Annotated in this window: 20 protein-coding genes; 5 read left to right on the forward strand and 15 right to left on the reverse strand. The window is 36.1% G+C overall.

All coding sequences use genetic code 11. The features are described from left to right. Positions 1 to 220 precede the first annotated feature (220 nt). The 5 genes from PF026_RS00005 (at position 221) to PF026_RS00025 (ending at position 7,693) form a co-directional block, all read left to right on the forward strand. Positions 221 to 3,184: a YadA family autotransporter adhesin gene (locus PF026_RS00005; protein WP_270877199.1), complete on the forward strand. Its 2,964-nt coding sequence runs from the start codon at positions 221 to 223 to the stop codon at positions 3,182 to 3,184. A 65-nt stretch (positions 3,185 to 3,249) separates the two neighbouring features. After that, entirely contained in the window at positions 3,250 to 4,029 is a 780-nt protein-coding gene (locus PF026_RS00010; protein WP_270863009.1) for an OmpA family protein, read from the forward strand. Between the two features lie 49 nt (positions 4,030 to 4,078). Beyond that, positions 4,079 to 4,807 (forward strand): tetratricopeptide repeat protein, encoded by a 729-nt coding sequence (locus tag PF026_RS00015; RefSeq protein ID WP_270863010.1) that lies wholly within the window; start codon positions 4,079 to 4,081, stop codon positions 4,805 to 4,807. A gap of 103 nt (positions 4,808 to 4,910) precedes the next feature. After that, positions 4,911 to 6,023: an MBL fold metallo-hydrolase gene (locus tag PF026_RS00020; protein WP_270863011.1), complete on the forward strand. Its 1,113-nt coding sequence runs from the start codon at positions 4,911 to 4,913 to the stop codon at positions 6,021 to 6,023. A 101-nt stretch (positions 6,024 to 6,124) separates the two neighbouring features. Next, entirely contained in the window at positions 6,125 to 7,693 is a 1,569-nt protein-coding gene (locus PF026_RS00025) for an inorganic phosphate transporter (RefSeq protein WP_270863012.1), read from the forward strand. A gap of 6 nt (positions 7,694 to 7,699) precedes the next feature. Here PF026_RS00025 and PF026_RS00030 read toward each other — a convergent pair whose 3' ends face one another. From PF026_RS00030 to mqnP, 15 genes are all read right to left on the reverse strand, one after another. Continuing rightward, positions 7,700 to 8,041, reverse strand: coding sequence for a YraN family protein (locus tag PF026_RS00030; protein WP_270863013.1), 342 nt, complete (start codon positions 8,039 to 8,041; stop codon positions 7,700 to 7,702). After that, entirely contained in the window at positions 8,041 to 9,306 is a 1,266-nt protein-coding gene (locus PF026_RS00035) for a homoserine dehydrogenase (RefSeq protein ID WP_270863014.1), read from the reverse strand. The genes PF026_RS00030 and PF026_RS00035 overlap by 1 nt, the downstream gene beginning before the upstream one ends. Further along, positions 9,306 to 10,511 (reverse strand): LL-diaminopimelate aminotransferase, encoded by a 1,206-nt coding sequence (locus PF026_RS00040; protein ID WP_270863015.1) that lies wholly within the window; start codon positions 10,509 to 10,511, stop codon positions 9,306 to 9,308. Before PF026_RS00040 ends, PF026_RS00035 begins: the two co-directional genes overlap by 1 nt. A gap of 66 nt (positions 10,512 to 10,577) precedes the next feature. Then, a complete protein-coding gene (locus PF026_RS00045) occupies positions 10,578 to 11,516 on the reverse strand; it encodes a hypothetical protein (protein ID WP_270863016.1) in 939 nt (312 codons plus the stop codon). Further along, positions 11,509 to 12,189, reverse strand: a complete 681-nt coding sequence (gene rlmB / locus PF026_RS00050) for a 23S rRNA (guanosine(2251)-2'-O)-methyltransferase RlmB (protein ID WP_270863017.1) — start codon at positions 12,187 to 12,189, stop codon at positions 11,509 to 11,511. The genes PF026_RS00045 and rlmB overlap by 8 nt, the downstream gene beginning before the upstream one ends. A gap of 35 nt (positions 12,190 to 12,224) precedes the next feature. Continuing rightward, positions 12,225 to 13,040 (reverse strand): 16S rRNA (cytidine(1402)-2'-O)-methyltransferase, encoded by an 816-nt coding sequence (gene rsmI, locus PF026_RS00055; RefSeq protein ID WP_270863018.1) that lies wholly within the window; start codon positions 13,038 to 13,040, stop codon positions 12,225 to 12,227. Then, positions 13,041 to 13,241, reverse strand: a complete 201-nt coding sequence (rpmE, locus tag PF026_RS00060; RefSeq protein ID WP_270861373.1) for a 50S ribosomal protein L31 — start codon at positions 13,239 to 13,241, stop codon at positions 13,041 to 13,043. A 69-nt stretch (positions 13,242 to 13,310) separates the two neighbouring features. Next, positions 13,311 to 13,967, reverse strand: coding sequence for a 16S rRNA (uracil(1498)-N(3))-methyltransferase (locus PF026_RS00065; protein WP_270863019.1), 657 nt, complete (start codon positions 13,965 to 13,967; stop codon positions 13,311 to 13,313). Further along, positions 13,967 to 14,359, reverse strand: coding sequence for a hypothetical protein (locus PF026_RS00070; RefSeq protein ID WP_270863020.1), 393 nt, complete (start codon positions 14,357 to 14,359; stop codon positions 13,967 to 13,969). Before PF026_RS00070 ends, PF026_RS00065 begins: the two co-directional genes overlap by 1 nt. 2 nt (positions 14,360 to 14,361) lie before the next feature. After that, positions 14,362 to 14,541 (reverse strand): hypothetical protein, encoded by a 180-nt coding sequence (locus tag PF026_RS00075; RefSeq protein WP_270863021.1) that lies wholly within the window; start codon positions 14,539 to 14,541, stop codon positions 14,362 to 14,364. A gap of 9 nt (positions 14,542 to 14,550) precedes the next feature. Continuing rightward, positions 14,551 to 15,132 (reverse strand): 6-pyruvoyl trahydropterin synthase family protein, encoded by a 582-nt coding sequence (locus tag PF026_RS00080; RefSeq protein WP_270863022.1) that lies wholly within the window; start codon positions 15,130 to 15,132, stop codon positions 14,551 to 14,553. 3 nt (positions 15,133 to 15,135) lie between these two features. Continuing rightward, a complete protein-coding gene (locus PF026_RS00085; RefSeq protein WP_270863023.1) occupies positions 15,136 to 15,864 on the reverse strand; it encodes a 7-carboxy-7-deazaguanine synthase QueE in 729 nt (242 codons plus the stop codon). Next, entirely contained in the window at positions 15,864 to 16,832 is a 969-nt protein-coding gene (moaA, locus tag PF026_RS00090) for a GTP 3',8-cyclase MoaA (RefSeq protein ID WP_270863024.1), read from the reverse strand. The genes PF026_RS00085 and moaA overlap by 1 nt, the downstream gene beginning before the upstream one ends. A 115-nt stretch (positions 16,833 to 16,947) precedes the next feature. Next, positions 16,948 to 17,250: a hypothetical protein gene (locus tag PF026_RS00095; RefSeq protein ID WP_270861380.1), complete on the reverse strand. Its 303-nt coding sequence runs from the start codon at positions 17,248 to 17,250 to the stop codon at positions 16,948 to 16,950. Positions 17,251 to 17,260: 10 nt separating this feature from the next. Then, positions 17,261 to 18,133 (reverse strand): menaquinone biosynthesis prenyltransferase MqnP, encoded by an 873-nt coding sequence (gene mqnP / locus PF026_RS00100; RefSeq protein ID WP_270863025.1) that lies wholly within the window; start codon positions 18,131 to 18,133, stop codon positions 17,261 to 17,263. Positions 18,134 to 18,171 lie beyond the last annotated feature (38 nt).

The following is an 18,171-nucleotide window of genomic DNA, read 5'->3' on the forward strand; positions in this document are numbered from 1 at the left end:
TTGGAGCGATACAAACAACACTTATGATTTAAGTCTAAACAAAGACCTAAATCTAACAGACGGAAGTATTACATTTGGTGATAGCTATATCAAAAACGGTGAATTTGTAGTTGCTAATGACGGCAATAAAACAACTATTACTCCAAATGGTTTAGTTGTAAATAGTGACGGAAAAACACTTAAATTTACAGATAACAATGTAAGTGTAGGCGGAAATCAAATTCACGATGTTGCAAAAGGAACTGCTGATGATGATGCTGTAAATGTTGCTCAACTTAAAGAAGCTAACACAACAGTTACTTCTAACAATGGCTCTGTTGGTGTAGTTAGAACAACTAAAACAGACGGACATACTAACTATGACCTAAATATCACAGATAGTTTAGAAAACATAGCAAGTATCATTGGTGGCGAAACTAAATACGACGGCAATAAAACAATCATCACTAATAACATAGGCGACACAGGCAAAAACACTATCCATGAAGCTATTAAAGCAGTTGATAAAAACATAACAGTCAATGGCTGGAATGAAGCAAATACAACAGACGGAAATCTACAACTAGCTTGGAGCGATACAAACAACACTTATGATTTAAGTCTAAACAAAGACCTAAATCTAACAGACGGAAGTATTACATTTGGTGATAGCTATATCAAAAACGGTGAATTTGTAGTTGCTAATGACGGCAATAAAACAACTATTACTCCAAATGGTTTAGTTGTAAATAGTGACGGAAAAACACTTAAATTTACAGATAACAATGTAAGTGTAGGCGGAAATCAAATTCACGATGTTGCAAAAGGAACTGCTGATGATGATGCTGTAAATGTTGCTCAACTAAAAGATGTTGTTGAAGCAAACATTACCAAAGTTACGGTCAATGGTGGCGTAAAAGCTCCTGATAGTGGTTATACCGACGGTAACCTACAACTAGCTTGGGGCGGCGATAGCAACAATACTTATGATCTAAAACTTAACAAAGATTTGGATCTTACAGGCGGAAGTGTCAAATTTGGCGACAATACATATATCAACGCAACTGAATATGTCATAGGCACAAGCGACGGTAATACTACTATCACTTCTGATGGCATTGTTATAAGCAAAAATAGTAAAAACGATATTCAAATCACACAAAGCAACATTAGCATGGGTGATAATGTTATCCATGATGTAGGTGCAGGCGTTGATGATACCGATGCCGTAAATGTTAGCCAACTTAAAAAAGCAACAGAAGGCAATCGCACTAAATTTACTATTGAAGGTGGCGTAGTAGCAGGAACAAACGGCACTTATACGGGTTCAAATTTATTACTAACACAAGGCAAAGATTCTGAGGGCAACTATACTTATGATTTAAAACTTGCCGATACAATCAAAATCGGTGGCGGTAGCGGTCAAGACGGCAACATAACCGTAGCCGATAAAAACGGCAATAATGGTGTTAGTATAAGTGTTGCTAACGGTACAGGAAGTATCGCTATAAACGGCGATAGTGGAACTAGTGCTACTATTACGATAGGCAAGGGCGATAATTCTTTAACAAAAACAAACCCTACTAGAATTATCTATAAAGATCAAGACGGCAACAATATGCAAGTTGCTACACTTGATGACGGAGTTAAATATAAAGGTGATTATGGCAGCGAAATAGCTAAAAATTTAAATCAAACACAAAATATCAAAGGTAATCACACAGGTGGTGAAAACAGCTTAACAAACGGCAATATCGGCGTGGTTAATGACGGAAGCGATTTGATTGTTAAGCTTGCAAAAGATATTGACTTAGGACAAGACGGAAGCGTAACTATCGGAAATACTGTCATCAATAATAGTGGTTTAACTATCGGTAGCGGTTCAAATACAATCAAAATCACCGATAATAATATTAGTATGGGCGGACAGCAAATTCACGATGTCGCAGCAGGAACGGCTGATACAGACGCTGTTAATGTTGGTCAGTTAAAACAAGTTCAAACAAATGTTACAAATATCCAAAATGATGTTACAAATATTACAAATATTGTAGGCGATCCAACTGGCGATAAGTTAAAAACATATAATGTTAAAGATAAAACGACTTATGTGCCAAATACCGTCGTCGATGCTATCCAAAAGATGAATTCGCAGGGTATTAAATTCTTCCATACGAATGACGGAAGCTGGGAAGGACAAGATCCTGCCATAACACAAGGCGCAAACAGCACAGACGATGCAAGTGCAGGTGGAAAATTCTCAACTGCGATAGGCGTTTTAGCTTCTGTTGAAAAAGGTGCAGATAGTGGTTTGGCTATCGGTAACGGCGCAACTGTAAAAGAAAATTCTAAAAATTCTATCGCTATTGGTGTAGGTTCGACTGTAAATGGTTCAAATTCTATCGCTATTGGAACAGGAAACAAAGTCCTAGCTAACAATGCTGGTGCTTTTGGTGATCCAAATACCGTAGCAGCGGGAGCAGACGGAAGTTATGTTATTGGTAATAACAATAATATAACAACAAATGATACTTTTGTAATAGGAAATAGTTCAGATCCTAATACACCAAAAGTAACTGTTGCAAATTCATTATTCTTTGGTAATGACGCAGCCTATGTCGATGAAAATACAAAAGGTAAAAATGGTAAGCCAGTTTCAAAAGGTAACGCAAAAGGCTACAAGGACGACGAAGTTAAAGCTACAAACGCAAACGGCGATGAAGTTATTATCGGTGTGAAAAAATTTGCAGGCGGCGATCAAGTCGTAGGCGTAGTAAGCGTCGGTAACGGCTCACAAACACGCCGAATTCAAAATGTCGCTCCGGGCTTAATTGGCAAAGATAGCACAGACGCAATCAACGGCTCACAACTATACTCTGCATTAGAGGGCGTAGCTGAGCATTTAGGCGGTCAAGTAGCTCAAACAAATCAAGCCGTCAATAACCTAGCAAATCAACTAGGCGAAGCTAAGAAAGAGTATAGAGGCGGTATCGCTTCTGCTATCGCTATCGGTAACTTGCCACAATCAACAATCCCAGGCAAAGGCATGCTAAGCGTTGGAACTGGTTATTATAAAGATCAAGGTTCATTGTCGCTAGGGCTTTCAAAAATGTCTGATAACGGCAAATGGATATTTAAGTCATCATTGTCTTATGATACGCAAGAAAATGTAGGCGCAGGATTGTCATTAGGCTTCCATTTCTAAAAATGGTATAATGCGAAACCGAATTTAAATTCGGTTTCGTTTTTGTAAATTTAAAGGTTAAAAAAATGAAAAAAACTATAATATCGGCTTTGGCTTTGGCAGGAATTTTATTTTTTAGTGGTTGCACCACTAGAATAAGTGATAATATTCCAGACGACGGTGTTATGCAGTGGGACGATGTAACTTTTCCTGATTCAGAAAAAACTTGGATCGATGCTCCAACTCACCCAAATTCAGAGAATTTAGGCAAAATCGAAAAAGGTATGAGTAAAGATCAAATTTATTTTCTAATCGGACATCCGCACCATCAAGAAGGTATGTATGCCGTTAGAGAATGGGACTATCTGTTTAATTTAAAGACAAAAGCAGGAGAACCTGATAAAATTTGTCAATTTAAAGTTATTTTTGATAAAGATTATAAAGTCGGAAGCACATTTTATAACCCAAAAGGTTGCGCAGGTGTTCCGCCCGTGCAGTTGCAAAATCAAAATTTAGAAATCGAAACAGATTTATTGTTTGATTTTGATAAAGATACTATTAAAGCAGACGGCTATGAAAAAATAGCTCAAAAAGCCAATGAAATCGATAGAAAAATGGTTCAAAAAGTGCAGGTCTTAGGCTATGCTGATAGACTTGGAGACGAAAGCTATAATCAAACTTTATCGCAAAAAAGGGCAAATGCTGTTAAAAATGAGCTTGTCAAACAGGGCATTCCGGCTGATGCTATCATAGTAGCGGGCATGGGAACAACAGATCAGGTTGTATCTTGTAGCGGCATAAAAGGTGCAGAGCTTAAAGAGTGTCTAAGACCAAATCGTAGAGTTATTATACAAACAAATTATTAAAAATTCGGATCAAATTTGATCCGAATTTTACATTCAAAAGGGGTTAAATTTGAAAAAATTATTTTTTATATTTCTTTTTATTGCAAATTTATTCGCTATTGAAGATACTAAATTTATCGCTTGTGAAAAAGGCGACAGTGGGGCCTGTTATGAAATCGGGCTTTTGCTTTATATCGGGCAGAATATCCAAAAAGACGACGACGGAGCGTTTTTATTTTTCAAAAAAGCCTGTGAAAGTGGTCATGAAAATGCCTGTATCGCACAAGCTCAAATGTTCGAAAATGGTCTAGGAACTAAAAAAGATACCACTACGGCACTAAATTTATATGAAAATATTTGTAAAAAAAATAATATTTTAGCGTGTCAGGGCGCTGAAAGACTGCATTCTGCGTCAAATAAAAACAAAAAACGCCTAAGCGAAATAAGGGCATTTTTATGTAAAAACGGACAAGATGACTACTGCGAAAATGCCAGTGTTACGCTAGAAAATACAAAAGCTATCGCAAGGCTTGATAGTGATTGCAAGAACGGAAATAAGGATTCTTGCGAGACTTTGGTAAATTTGTATTTTAAAGCGCAGGGAACACCTGAAAATATCCAGGCCGCGATTTTTTATACAGATCGTCTTTGCAAACTTGATGTAGGCACATCGTGTCGAAATTTAGCTATCATTTATCAAGGCAGAAGTGATATAGAAAATGCGAAAAACTACTACGCAAGAGCATGCGCAATGGGCGATAAAATTTCATGCACTGAGTATAAAAAACTTACGAAATGATTTTTTATTTTGTAGAATTAGGCAATAAATTTGGAGAATTGTTCTATTAAATTTGCTTTTAAATTTGGTAAAATTCGCTAAATTTACAAAAAGATTTTACACAATGCGAAAGATTTTAAAAAGAATTATGCTAGTTTTTTTGGTTTTTGTTTTAGGACTAATTATTTTTTGGATTGACATTGAAGGTGTTTTTTTAAGTGAAATTTCATCAACAAAACAACGCATTTTTAATTCACCAAATTTCATTAACGGCAAGGCGAAAAATATCCAAAACACCGCGATTATGATTCAAAATGATGAATTTAAAAGTAACGATAAAAACGAAGTTAGGCGAATGTTTTTTAATCCAAACAATCCAAAAAAAGTGCCAAGCGTAAAAGGAGATTTTAAAAATGAAAAGGGCGATTATTTTGCGTGGCTTGGGCATTCTAGCATTTTGTTTAAATTTAAAAATTCAACATTTTTAGTCGATCCGCTTTTTGAAAATTCTGCTTCGCCGTTTCCTTTTGTGGTATCGCCGTTTAACGGAAGTAGTGTATTTAGCGTTAGCGATTTGCCAAAAATCGATTATCTTATCATTACGCACAACCACTATGATCATCTAAATCGCACAACTATCAAAAAACTGGCAAAAAAAGATGAAATCAGGGCCGTTTTTGTTCCGCTTGGAGTAGGAAAATATCTTAAAAGTTGGGGCTTTGATGAAGCTAAAATTTTTGAGTTTGATTGGAACGAAAGCCTAGAAATTCAGCCGAATTTGAAAATTCACTGCCTAAGTGCTAGACATTTTTCAGGTAGAGCGATTTTTGATCAAAGAAAAAGTCTTTGGGCTTCATTTTTGATTGAATTTGATGATTTTAAGGTATTTTTCGGTGGCGATAGCGGATACGGCGAACACTTTAAAAAATTTGGCGAAAAATTTGGAAAACTAGATTTGGCATTTTTAGAAAACGGACAATATGATAGCGCATGGTCGCAAATTCACATGTTTCCATCCCAAATGCTACAAGCAGCAACGGATTTAAAAACGCAAATTTTAATGCCGATTCATAACTCGAAATACAGAATTTCTTACCATGTTTGGAATGCGCCTTTGCGTAATATTACAAAAATTTATGAAAATTCAAACTTTGATTTTACACTTATAACGCCTAAAATCGGCCAAATCGTGCCGCTTGATTTAAAAAATTTCAGAAGCGAAAAGTGGTGGGAGTAGTTTTGTAAGCAATTCTTTATGAATTTTTAAATTCAGTAAATTTTAATATATCTAAAATTAACCTTTTTTTGGATAGAATTTAAGAATTCCAAAGGAGAGTTATGAATTTTCAGACTTCTAAATTGAACCTTTTGTTTTTCGGAATTTTGTTTGGATTTTCTATCTATTTTATTATTTGGGGCTTCGGATTTATCGGCTCTGGAAACAAGATTGTATTTTTACTCTCCACTCTTTTTGGCATTTTTATGGCATTTAATATCGGTGGAAACGATGTCGCAAACTCTTTTGGCACAAGCGTTGGAGCTGGAACGCTAAGCATCACACAAGCCCTTTGTGTTGCGGCGATTTTCGAAGCAAGTGGTGCGGTTATCGCAGGGGGAGAAGTAACATCGACTATTCGAAGTGGAATTATCGCACTTGAAGGAATCGATGTAAATCCAAATGACTTTATATTTTTGATGATGAGTGCGCTCTTTTCGGCTGGACTTTGGCTACTTTTTGCTAGTAAAAAAGGGCTTCCTGTATCAACTACTCACGCAATCGTCGGTGGCATAGTCGGCGGCGGATTAACTCTTGGATTTTTAATGCAAAATCCTGACATATCGCCGACAAATTTGATAAAATGGGAAAAAGTAGGCACGATCGCCATTTCGTGGGTGGCTTCGCCACTGATTGGTGGAATTTTATCTTACACTGTTTATTCTGTCATTAAAAAATACATTATAAATTATAATAAAATCGCTCAGATTAAAATCGAACGGATAAAAAAAGAGAAAAAAGAGCTTCGAAAAAAACAGAAAAAAATTTATGAAACCCTAAACGATATTCAAAAAGCTGCTTACACACAAGCCATAAATCACGATATAAATGCTATGGAAAATCCTGATTTTACGCCCAATGAACTTGATAGCGATTATTATAAAAAACTAAATGAACTTGATAAGAAAAAAGAGAATTTAAAATCCCACAAAGCGCTTGAACTTGGAATTCCTATGGTTGCTGCTGGTGGAGCCATGGTGGTTTCAGGTGTTTTTATTTTTAAGGGGTTAAAAAATTTAGATTTAGGGCTAAGCAATTTTCATAATTATCTTATAATTGGCATGATAACGCTGATAGTTTGGCTCGCGATGTTTATTTTTGCTAAGACTTTGCGTCGCTCGGATCTGGATAAATCGACATTTTTAATGTTTTCATGGCTTCAAGTTTTTACTGCTTCTGGTTTTGCTTTTTCGCACGGCTCAAACGATATAGCAAATGCAGTTGGTCCATTTGTAGCGATCTTAGATACACTTGCTACAAATTCGATAAATCCGTACACCCCTACAAACCCGATGATAATGCTAACTTTTACAGCAGCCCTAGTAGCTGGACTTTGGTTTATGGGGCGAGAGGTTATCTCGACTGTGGGCGGAGGATTGACTAAAATTCACCCGGCATCAGGATTTAGCGCAGAGATTAGCTCGTCTGCTGTGGTTATGGCGGCTTCTATTTTTGGGCTACCGATTTCATCGACGCATGTTTTAATCGGGGCGATTTTAGGCATAGGGTTAGTCAATAAAAGCACAAACTGGGGACTGATGAAGCCAATCGGCTTAGCATGGATTATCACACTACCAGCGTCAGCTTTAATGGCAAGTTTTTGGTTTTTGGTTTTTAGAGCTATATTTTAGGGCGGTTTAATTTGCCGAAATATTTTCTATAAAATTTACTGAATTTTTTGAAATTCCCAAGAAATCGATTTGAAATTCGTTTGAAAAATTCTCCTTCATCATAAAAAAATTTATTGTTTTTAAAATTTTTTCAAATTTGGATTTTGTAAGGCGATATGCTGTTTCATATTCGCCAAGCGTGGCTTTTACTTCGATAAAATGCAGGATTTCATCTTTTTTGGCGATTATGTCGATTTCGCCGAAGCGAGAGTGGAAGTTTCGGCAAAGTATCGTAAAGCCGTGATTTTGTAAAAATTCACAAGCCTTGCTTTCCGCCGAAAATCCAAAAATATACTCTTTGAGCCCCATTACTCTTCTATTCGTATCATAAAAGGTCGTCCGGTAACAAATTCTTGCGAATCTAACTCGCTCATCGCCTTTTTGACATCTGCTTCAAGGCTGGTGTGTGTGGTAAAAAATAGCGTTACGGACTCTTCTGTTTTTAGTTTTGGTTTTTGCAAGAAGCTGTCTATTGAAAGGTTATTTTCGCTTAGCAAATTTGTGATTTTGGCTAAAACGCCTTTTTCGTCTTTTACGCGAATTCGCAAGTAATATTTGGTGCGAATTTCTTGCATAGGCAAAATGCTAAATTTGTTTTGAAGCTCTTTTTTATAGCCTAAAATCGGGTTTTTATTTCCCCTAGCGATGTCGATTAGGTCGCTTATAACGGCACTTGCAGTAGCGCTCCCACCAGCACCCGGACCATAAAACATGCTTTCACTCATACAATCCCCAAAAACGCCAACTCCGTTCATAGCGCCATCAACTTTTGCAAGCATTTTATCTTTTGGCAAAAGTGCAGGATGAACGCGAAGCTCGATTTGCGTGTCGCTTACGCGTCTTGCAATCGCTAAAAGCTTGATGACATATTCAAAATCATTAGCAAAATAGATGTCTTCTTGCGTGATACGATCTATGCCTTTGATTAAAATATCTTCTGGGTTTCCATGAACACCATAAGCGATACTAGCTAGGATTAAAAGTTTGTGAGCTGCGTCAAATCCGCCTATGTCAAAGGTCGGATCGGCTTCTGCATAGCCTAGTTCTTGCGCTTTTTTCAAGGCTTCATCAAAGCTCTCGCCCTTTTGCATCATATTTGTTAAAATATAATTACTAGTGCCGTTTAGTATGCCAATAATCTTTTCGATTTTATTTGCGCTTAGCCCTTCGCGTAAAGCTTTTATGATAGGAATTCCACCTGCCACACTGGCTTCATAGCCAAAAGGCGTATTCGCAGCTAAATCTTGCAACGCATATCTGTGATAAGCAAGAAGAGCTTTATTTGCAGTTACGACGGCTTTTTTGCGTTTTAAGATATGGCTTACTATTTCATAAGGCTTTTCAACGCCACCCATAAGCTCGACAAATACATCAATGTCGTCGCGGTTTATGACTGAGTTTATATCATCGCTTAGGGGCAAATTTGCCGTGCGTTTTTTGCTTAAATCACGCACAACGCCGATAACAGGGTTGATTTCAACCCCAGCCCTAGCAGTAATGACACTTTTATTTCGCAAAAGTATATTTGCTACTTCATTTCCGACCGTTCCGACACCTAGTATTGCGATATTCATTATAACTCTTTCAAATATTGTTTTATATTTCGTGCTGCTTGGCGAATTCTATTATCATTTTCTATGAGAGCGATTCTGACATAGTTATCCCCGGCTACGCCAAATCCGCCACCGGCACTTACAGCGACTTTTGCTTTGGTTAGAAGCTGTTTTGCAAATTCGTTCGAACCGATATTTCCGACTTTTGCAGGAAGTTTTGCCCAAACAAACATACTTGCTTTTGATTTTGGTATTTCCCAACCTGCTGCGCCAAAACTCTCAACTAAGACATCTCGTCTATGCTCATACATAGCTCTAATCTCTTCAACGCACGATTGATCGCCGTCAAGTGCGACTGTTGCGGCTACTTGGATAGGAGTAAACATACCGTAATCAAACCATGATTTTATTTTTTTTAGTGCAAAAATAAGGCGTTTGTTTCCGCAAACAAAGCCGACACGCCAACCTGCCATATTATAACTTTTTGAAAGCGTATAGCACTCAACAGCTACATCTTTTGCGCCATCTACTTCAAAAATGCTAGGGCTTTTATATCCGTCAAATGCAAGTTCAGCATAAGCAATGTCTGATATGATATAAAATCTCTCTTTTTTCGCCATTGCAACAAGTCTTTCATAAAAACTTTTGTAGCAAATGACGGTGGTCGGGTTGTGCGGAAAATTTACAACGACATATTTTGGTTTTGGGATACTCTCATCAATCGTTCTTTGCAAATTTTCAAAAAATTTATTCTCGTCAAGCTCTAAATTTTCATTATAATCAATCGGCATTTTAGCGACATTTCCGCCCGCTAAGATAAATGCTTGTGTGTGAATCGGATAAGCAGGATCAGGCACTACGGCTACATCGCCCGGATTTATAATCGCCGTTGTTAAATGCACAAAGCCTTCTTTGCTTCCCATAGTAGCGACAACTTCGGTTTCGGGATCTAAATCAACATTATATTTGCGTTTATACCAGTTGCAAGCCGCTAAGCGAAGTTTGTAAATTCCTTGACTTACGCTATATCCGTGATTTTTCTCTTTTCGTGCTGCTTCGCAAAGCTTTTCTACGATGTGTGGCGGAGTTGGACCGGTAGGGTTTCCCATAGAAAGATCGATTATATCTTCGCCGTTTCGCCTAGCCGCCATTTTCATAGCACCCATTTCGGCAAATGCGTAATTTGGCAATCTTTCAATTTTACTGAAACGAATTTCGTCAAACATAATTTTCTCCTTATTATTTCGAATTTGTTTTCAAATTTATATTGAATTTGCAAAAAATGTTAAATTTTACCACCCTTTGCCCCCGTTTAGCCTTGTAAATTCGGCACTGTCGATAAATGTAATATTTTTATCTTTGATTAGAATTTTCATTACACTTTTTTCTCTAATTTGCTGTTTTTCATCGCCAATATCCATGTCAAAAAAGCCATGTCCAGCCATAACTAGCATATCTTTATCCAAATCAAGCGTAATCTTATCCGTGACCACAGTGTCCCATTTTTTACCGGTTTTTAAATCAATAGTTCCTAGCCAAAGTTGATAATTTGGCGTTATTGTAATTTGAGTTGGAAGCGTTAAATTTGCTTCGTTTTTTGTGATATTTTCATCGGTAGAATTTGCTTCATTTTGCATTTGTATGCTAAGATCGAGCGCATTTGGAGTTGATATATTGCTATCATTTTCATCAATACCAACAAAAAGTTTTGACGGCACTAATAGCGAATTATTTTCATCAAATTTAGGCACTTCGATACCTACCCTATTAAGTGTTTCTTCGGCTTGGTTGATGATAGGATTATTTGAGTATTCAACTTTTTTCTCATTTAAAAACTCATCGATAGGTTTTTTGATTAAATCATAAAATTTAAAATAAATCACCGCCAAAACTAAAAGTAAAATCAACAAAAACCAAATTTTCCAGTTTGTTTTTTTGTGATTTTGCAAATTTGGCATAGCAACTTGCCTATCTATCGTTGTTTTTGTTGTTTTAGTTTCGCTTTTGATTTTATTAAATTCTTCCAACCACTCACTTAGATCTACGCCGTAATCTCGCTCTAAAATTTTAACAAAGCCATTTGCATTGCAATCAAGCAAATTTTCATAGTTTTGATTTAAAATCGACTCTATGTGTTCTTCTTGGATATGCGTTGCCTTTGAAATTTCCCTAACGCCGATTTTTTCGAGTTTTTTCAACTCTTTTTGTAATATGCTTTCTTTCTTATCCATTTAAAATCCTATCGCAAAGTATCGCAAAAGCCGCACTTACATTTAGACTATCAAAGTCGTTTTTCATAGCTATTGAGATACTTTCATCACATTTTTCAAAAACTTTATTTGGCAGTCCGTCGCCTTCACTTCCCATAACAAGGGCGATTTTGCCGTTAAATTTAATATCTTTAACACTTTTTGCGTTTGCTTTTGTAGCGTAAATTTTAAAACCAACTTGCTTTAATTCATTTAACAAATCAAGCCCGTTTTCGCACTTTGCGATATTTATTTCGAGTGCAGCCCCGCTACTAGCGCGTAAAATGCCTTCTATGTTAAAACTTTTACCGACTAAAATAACGCCACTAGCACCCAACGCATAAGCCGAACGCACGATAGCGCCGATATTTCCGACATCGCTTAGTCCATACAAAACGGCTAAAAAATTCGCATTTTTTATGTTTTTAATGTCGCAAAATTCAAAATCCGAAATTTCAGCCAAAAAACCTTGATGATTTCCGCCGTGAGCCAACGCCTGAGCCTTTTTAGGATCAACGCGTTCAATCTTAACACCAAGTCCGGCGATTTTGGAAAAAAGGCGTTTGTCGCACTCTTTTGCGAGATAAATTTTTTCGAATTTATTGCCGTGCTTTTCCAAAATATGCAAAAATAGCTGTTTTCCGTAAATAATCATCTCGCAATGATACCAAATTCGGGTTAAAAAAGAACTTATTTTGTAATATTTTCGTAAATTTCTTTTGAATTTTTGCCTGTGATTTTGGCTAGAAGTTTTGCTTTTATTTTTGGCGGAATTTCTAAGCTTAAAATGTCGTTTTCGCTTATGCGTTCAAAGCCTGAATTCGGGCTTTTATCAACCACAACGCACCACTCACCATTTAAATTTGCTTCTTTTAAATTTGATAAAACTTCACAAATTTTGCCCTTAAATTTGGTTTCAAATTTTTTTGTAGCTTCTTTTATAAGAAAAATTTCTCTATTTTTGTCGATTTTTTCTAAATTTTCTACCAAATTTAAAACCCTTTTTGGAGATTCGTAAATCACGCAAGGATAAGGCGATTTCATAAAATTTTCTATCGCGCAAATTCGCTCTTTGCCGGTATTTGGTAAAAAGCCCAAAAATGAAAATTCTTTCTCTACTATGCCACTAGCGGCAACTGCCAAAAGAAGCGCATTTGCTCCGCTTAAAACTTCATAATCAATCCCATTTTGCAAAGCGAATTTAACCAAACTAACGCCCGGATCGCTAATGCAAGGCATTCCGGCATCACTTAAATACACGCAGATTTTTTGTCTAAATTTTTCGGTATCAAATTTGGAAAAAAATTCGCTTTCGTTGTGCGTGTGAAGTGAGTAAAATTCGCTGATATTAAATTTCGTATCAAATTTTTGAGATAATAAATTTAAAAGCTGTTTGCTAACTCTTGTGTCTTCGCAGATAGCGACTTCGGCACGGCTTAAAATATCAAGCGCGTGAGCCGAAATGTCGCTTAAATTTCCTATGGGAGTAGGAACGAAATAGAGCAATTATTTCATTCCGTATTTTTGTTTGAATTTTTCTACGCGTCCTGCGCTATCTACGATTTTTTCGCTACCTGTGAAAAACGGGTGGCAGTTTGAGCAAATATCAACGCGGATTTCGCTTTTGTTTGATTTTGTTTTAAAACTATTGCCACAAGCGCAAGTTACGGTTGTTTCGACATACTCTGGGTGAATATCTTTTTTCATTTTTTCGACCTTTGGGTTTGAAATTTTGTAAAGGTTGGATTATACAATTTTTTTATTTAAAAATCAAATTTAAAAAATCAACCTTGCGCAAGTTGTTAAAATTGCGGTATTTGAGCGCAAAATATATGGTAAATTTAGCTCGTAAGATTTGCTAAATTTTTTGCGTTCATTTTCGGAAAAACCACCCTCAGGTCCTATAAAAGGAATCTCATTTTTATCAAAAATTTCCAAGCTTTTGCCCTCAAAATCAATCAAAACCGAATTTGGATATTTAGCCAAAAGTTCATCTGAACTAGCTAAAATTTCAAGCTGGACAATCGAATTTCGTCCGCACTGACACGACGAATTTGTCAAAATTCGTTCAAATCTAGCCAAATCCAGCCTAACATTTTTTTGCGAAAAATCGCTATAAACAAATATGATTTTTGCCACGCCCATTTCATTTAGGCTAGGAAGCGTTTTTTCGATCACGCTTGGCTCGACTACCGCCCAAGCAAGGCAAAATTCGTGCTTTGGCGCGATAACGGAGTTTTTGAAAACCAAATTTGCTACCGCGTTTTTGCGTGAAATCTCGGTAATCTCATAGATATAATTGCTCTCATCGCGCAAATTTCTAAAATCCACTCTATCGCCCACGCTAAGGCGTCTAGCCCTTAAATGCGAAAAATTTTCGCTAGAAATTTCTAAATTTTCGTTTCCTGCAAATTTATCGTAAAAAAACACCATTATATAAAACTCACTATCAAAATTAAGATTAAATTTACACCTATTATAACAGAAATTTGCTTTTTATAAAGAGCAAAATTTTTGGTAAAATACGCCATTTTTAAGCGTTTATAGCCTATTGCGCTAAGTGCGATTATAGCGATTACGGCTATTATCATAAAAATGATTTTGTAGTTAAATTTAAACTCTAAAATGGGTAAAATCACGCTACCGGTAAAAATCAAACAAGCTAAAATCGTATAAAAAAATGGTAAAAAAAGTCGAATTCGCTTTATATAAGCATTTTCGCCGTTGCCATAGCGGGTCAAAAATAGATAAACTGGGAGCAAAACGCCAAAGAAAACAACAAAAAATTTATGCAAAGCAAGTGCGGTTGTGTAGAGTTCTTGCATTTTTACTCCGTTACAGGCACCGGCGGAAGCTCTTTATCCACTTCTGTTTGCGGTTCGCTTTTTGCGATCGGCACATCGCTTGGAATTTCGCTCTTTGTAGGCGGTATTTTTAAGGCTTCATCTTCTTTTTTATCGCAACCTGCAACAAAAAATGCTAAAAGTAAAATCAAAAAATATCTCATCTTTGCCCCTTAGCAGTCTTTCTCAAAGACGAATTTCTCGCCACCAATGAGCTTTTCAAAGATTTTTTTATCTCTTAAATCGTCCAAAATCGCTTCGCTAAATTTGATTTCATTTAAATTTATCTCGCCCATTTGTGGGTTATATGCATCTTCTTTAAAGCACTGAGCGTATCCTGTGGCAGTCTCATGCACGATAATGCTATGAAGCGTAACATTTTTTTCGCCGTTATTAAATTCGCTTAAATTTAATAACCTGTCAATCAGCACAAAAAATATCCGACAAAACTGCTCCGCACTCGGATTTAAGGGTATTTCTATCCATCTAGCAGAGTGTTTTTTTATATCATTTTTATACTCATCGCTATCGCCTGAAAAAATGGTCGTGGAGTGGTCAAAACAATCGATAATATCGCGAATTCCAAGCTTCATATAACCAAAATCATAAACCATTCCTGCATTATCTAAAAAATTTGAAGCCAAAAGGACTTCGCATTTGTATGAATGCCCGTGAATCGCCGTCCGACAGCGTTTTGAGCCACAAAATCGCACTATGTGGGCATTTTCAAAGTCATAAAGTTTTCTAATTATCATTTTTTACCTTTGCGAAATTCTAATATGCAATCTATCGGAATAATTATAGCCGTTTTTTATGCAAAATTTAGCTACCTTTGGTGCATTTTTTTCAAGTTCGCTTAAATTTTTGCCCAAAGGCATACAATAAACTTCATTTTCGCAATTTTGCAAAATCTCGCAAATTTCGTCATTTTCGCTCTTTTTACCTGTGATTACGAATTTATAAAAACTATCTTTTGCGTTTTGTTTTAAATTTAATAAAGCGTTGAAATTTAGCCTTTTTTCCTTTTTTTCTCCACTTAAATTTAGTTTCGGCGAGATTGCAAAAATACATTTTTTATAATTTGGAAATTTGTCAAATTCTACAAAAATTGTTCCGTTGGTTTCAAAATGCACTTCGTAATTTTGCCTTAAAAGTTCGCTGATAAATTCATAAAATAGCGAATTTGCATAGTAAATCAAAGGCTCACCGCCTGTGATAACGATTATGGGTTTTTGGAATTTAAATTGCCTAATTCTCTTTAAAAGTTCATTGCAATTTGATATTTTTTTATATTTAAATTCATTTACGAAAACAGCTCGCAAAGTATCGCAACCAATTAGAGTTTTGCCTGATTTTTCGCTTTTGGCTCTGTTTTTAAAGCCGACACAACGCAGATTGCACCCTGCAAATCTAAAAAAATATGCTAACTTTCCGCTAAATTTACCTTCGCCTTGAATGCTTAAAAAACTCTCAACTAAATTTAGCATTATCCGCCCGTTTCGTAAAATGCACGATTTGAAATCTCTGTTTTGTTTTCAAGTTCCCAGCGATTTTTTTCAGGCTTGTTTGCTAAAACTTCTTTTAAAATTTCTCTTGCAAGGTCCAAATTTCCGCTTCGCACGGCATCTTTTATGCTTAGTGCATCTTCAAAATATAAGCATGGTATCAAATAGCCTTCTGCGCTTAGACGAATTCGGTTGCAACTCTCGCAAAAATCGTGCTTGTGCGGATCGATTATGCCAAAAGAGTATCCGTCATCAGTTTGATAAATACTAGCAGGAGAGTTTTCGAATTTTTTTAAGAATTTAAAATTAAATTTTGTGCTTAAAATTTCTAAAATCTCATCACGATTTAAGCCCTTTAAATTCGCATTTGCGTGGGTGTTTTCCATAAATTCGATAAATCTTATCATACAATTTTTTGATTTTGCAAATTCAAGCAAATAGGGCAGCTCATCGTCGTTTATGCCTTTTAGTGCAACCGTGTTGATTTTGACTTTAAGTCCTGCTTCTAATGCACTATCAAGTCCAGCTAAAACGCTATGCAAAACGCCTTTTTGCGCGATGAAACGAGCCATTTCCGGGCGAAGTGAATCAAGCGACATATTTATGCGTTTTAAGCCATTTTGTTTTAAAATTTTTGCATAATTACTTAAAAAATAGCCGTTTGTGGTAAGCGCTAAATCGACATTTGGAGCATATTCGCTTATCATTTTTATAAATTCTGGCAAATCTTTTCGTATCAAAGGCTCTCCGCCTGTTATGCGAATTTTTTCTATACCTTCGTCGATCGCGATTTTAACGAAGCTAAAAAGCTCTTCAAAGCTTAATAAATTCTCTTTTGGCGTCCAGTTAAACGGAGTGTGCGGCATACAGTAGCGACAACGAAAATTGCACCTTTGGGTTACCGAAATTCGCAAATAATCAATCTTGCGACCGAATTTATCGATTAGCATATCTACCTTTTATGAAATTTGATTGTCGGATTATATAATAAATTTGCTAAATTTGCAAAATTTATTTTGTGCCAAAAAGCCCAAAAAATGGTTACTTTAAAATGATATTTTTTTGTTATTTTCTTAAATTTGAAATCATCTCGCCGATAGTTTCGATCGATTTTTTTAACGGCATTAATCTTTGCTCCATCTCTTCGTCTATTACTTCGCCAAATTTGCCCAAATCCATAGCATCTATCGTCTCTTTTATCTTTTCTATCTCTTTTTTAAGTATAAAATTTTCTTGCATATTATCGGTCAAAACTTGTTCAAATCTCTCAAATTTTTTATCTGCTTGTTTATCTTTTAAATACATGACAACTAAAATAATCAAAATAACAACGCAAAGTCCCAAAACAATGATAGTATTTAAATCCATATCAAATCTCCTAATTCCACAAATCAATAAAGATAAAACAAAAAAACAAAATTCCCAAATAGCCATTTAGCGTAAAAAACGCTCGATCGATTTTCGAAAAGTCCCTTCTGACAATTCTATGTTCGAAAAATAAAATTATAGCAGAAATTATCACTCCTAGATACGCCCACGCTCCAAGTCCCGCTGCACCGCAATAAAACAGCCAAAAAAGCACGGCACAAAAATGGAAAATTTGCGAAATAAACATTGCAGCTTTTTCGCCATACATTGACGGTATGCTAAAAAGCCCCGCCTTTTTGTCATAATCCATATCTTGAAGCGAATACAAAACATCAAATCCGGCTACCCAAAACATAACTCCGACACATAAAAGCAAAGACCAAAGCGGTATGGCGCCACTTACTGCGATTGCGCCTGCTACGCTTGAAAGCCCCAAACAAAGCCCAAGCACGATATGAGCGGTTTGGGAAAAGCGTTTAAAAATGCTATAACCTGCTAAAATAATCAAAATCGGAAATGATAATTTAAATGCGAGTGAATTTATAAAATACGCTACAACAATGAAAATAACGGCATTTGCAATGATAAAAAATAATAAATTTTGTCGCCCAATACGACCATCGACGCTTGGACGAGAAGCGCATCGTGGGTTAAATTTATCAATGTCTTCATCTGCATATCTATTAAAAGCCATAGCAAAACTTCTAGCGCTAACGGCACACAAAATGCCTAAAATAAAGAGTTTCCAACCAAACCAAAGTGAGCCGTTTGCGATTTTTGAAGCCGTTATCATCGCCGTAAAAATAAAAGGCAACGCAAAAACAGAGTGTTTGAAAACAATTAGTTCGTTAATGTCGCTTAAAATTTCTTTGAATTTTGCCATTATTTCCCTTTTTAAAGCGTTATTGTATCACAAATTCG

It is taken from the genome of Campylobacter sp. CS_NA3 (genome assembly GCF_027797495.1).
Lineage (GTDB): Bacteria > Campylobacterota > Campylobacteria > Campylobacterales > Campylobacteraceae > Campylobacter_B.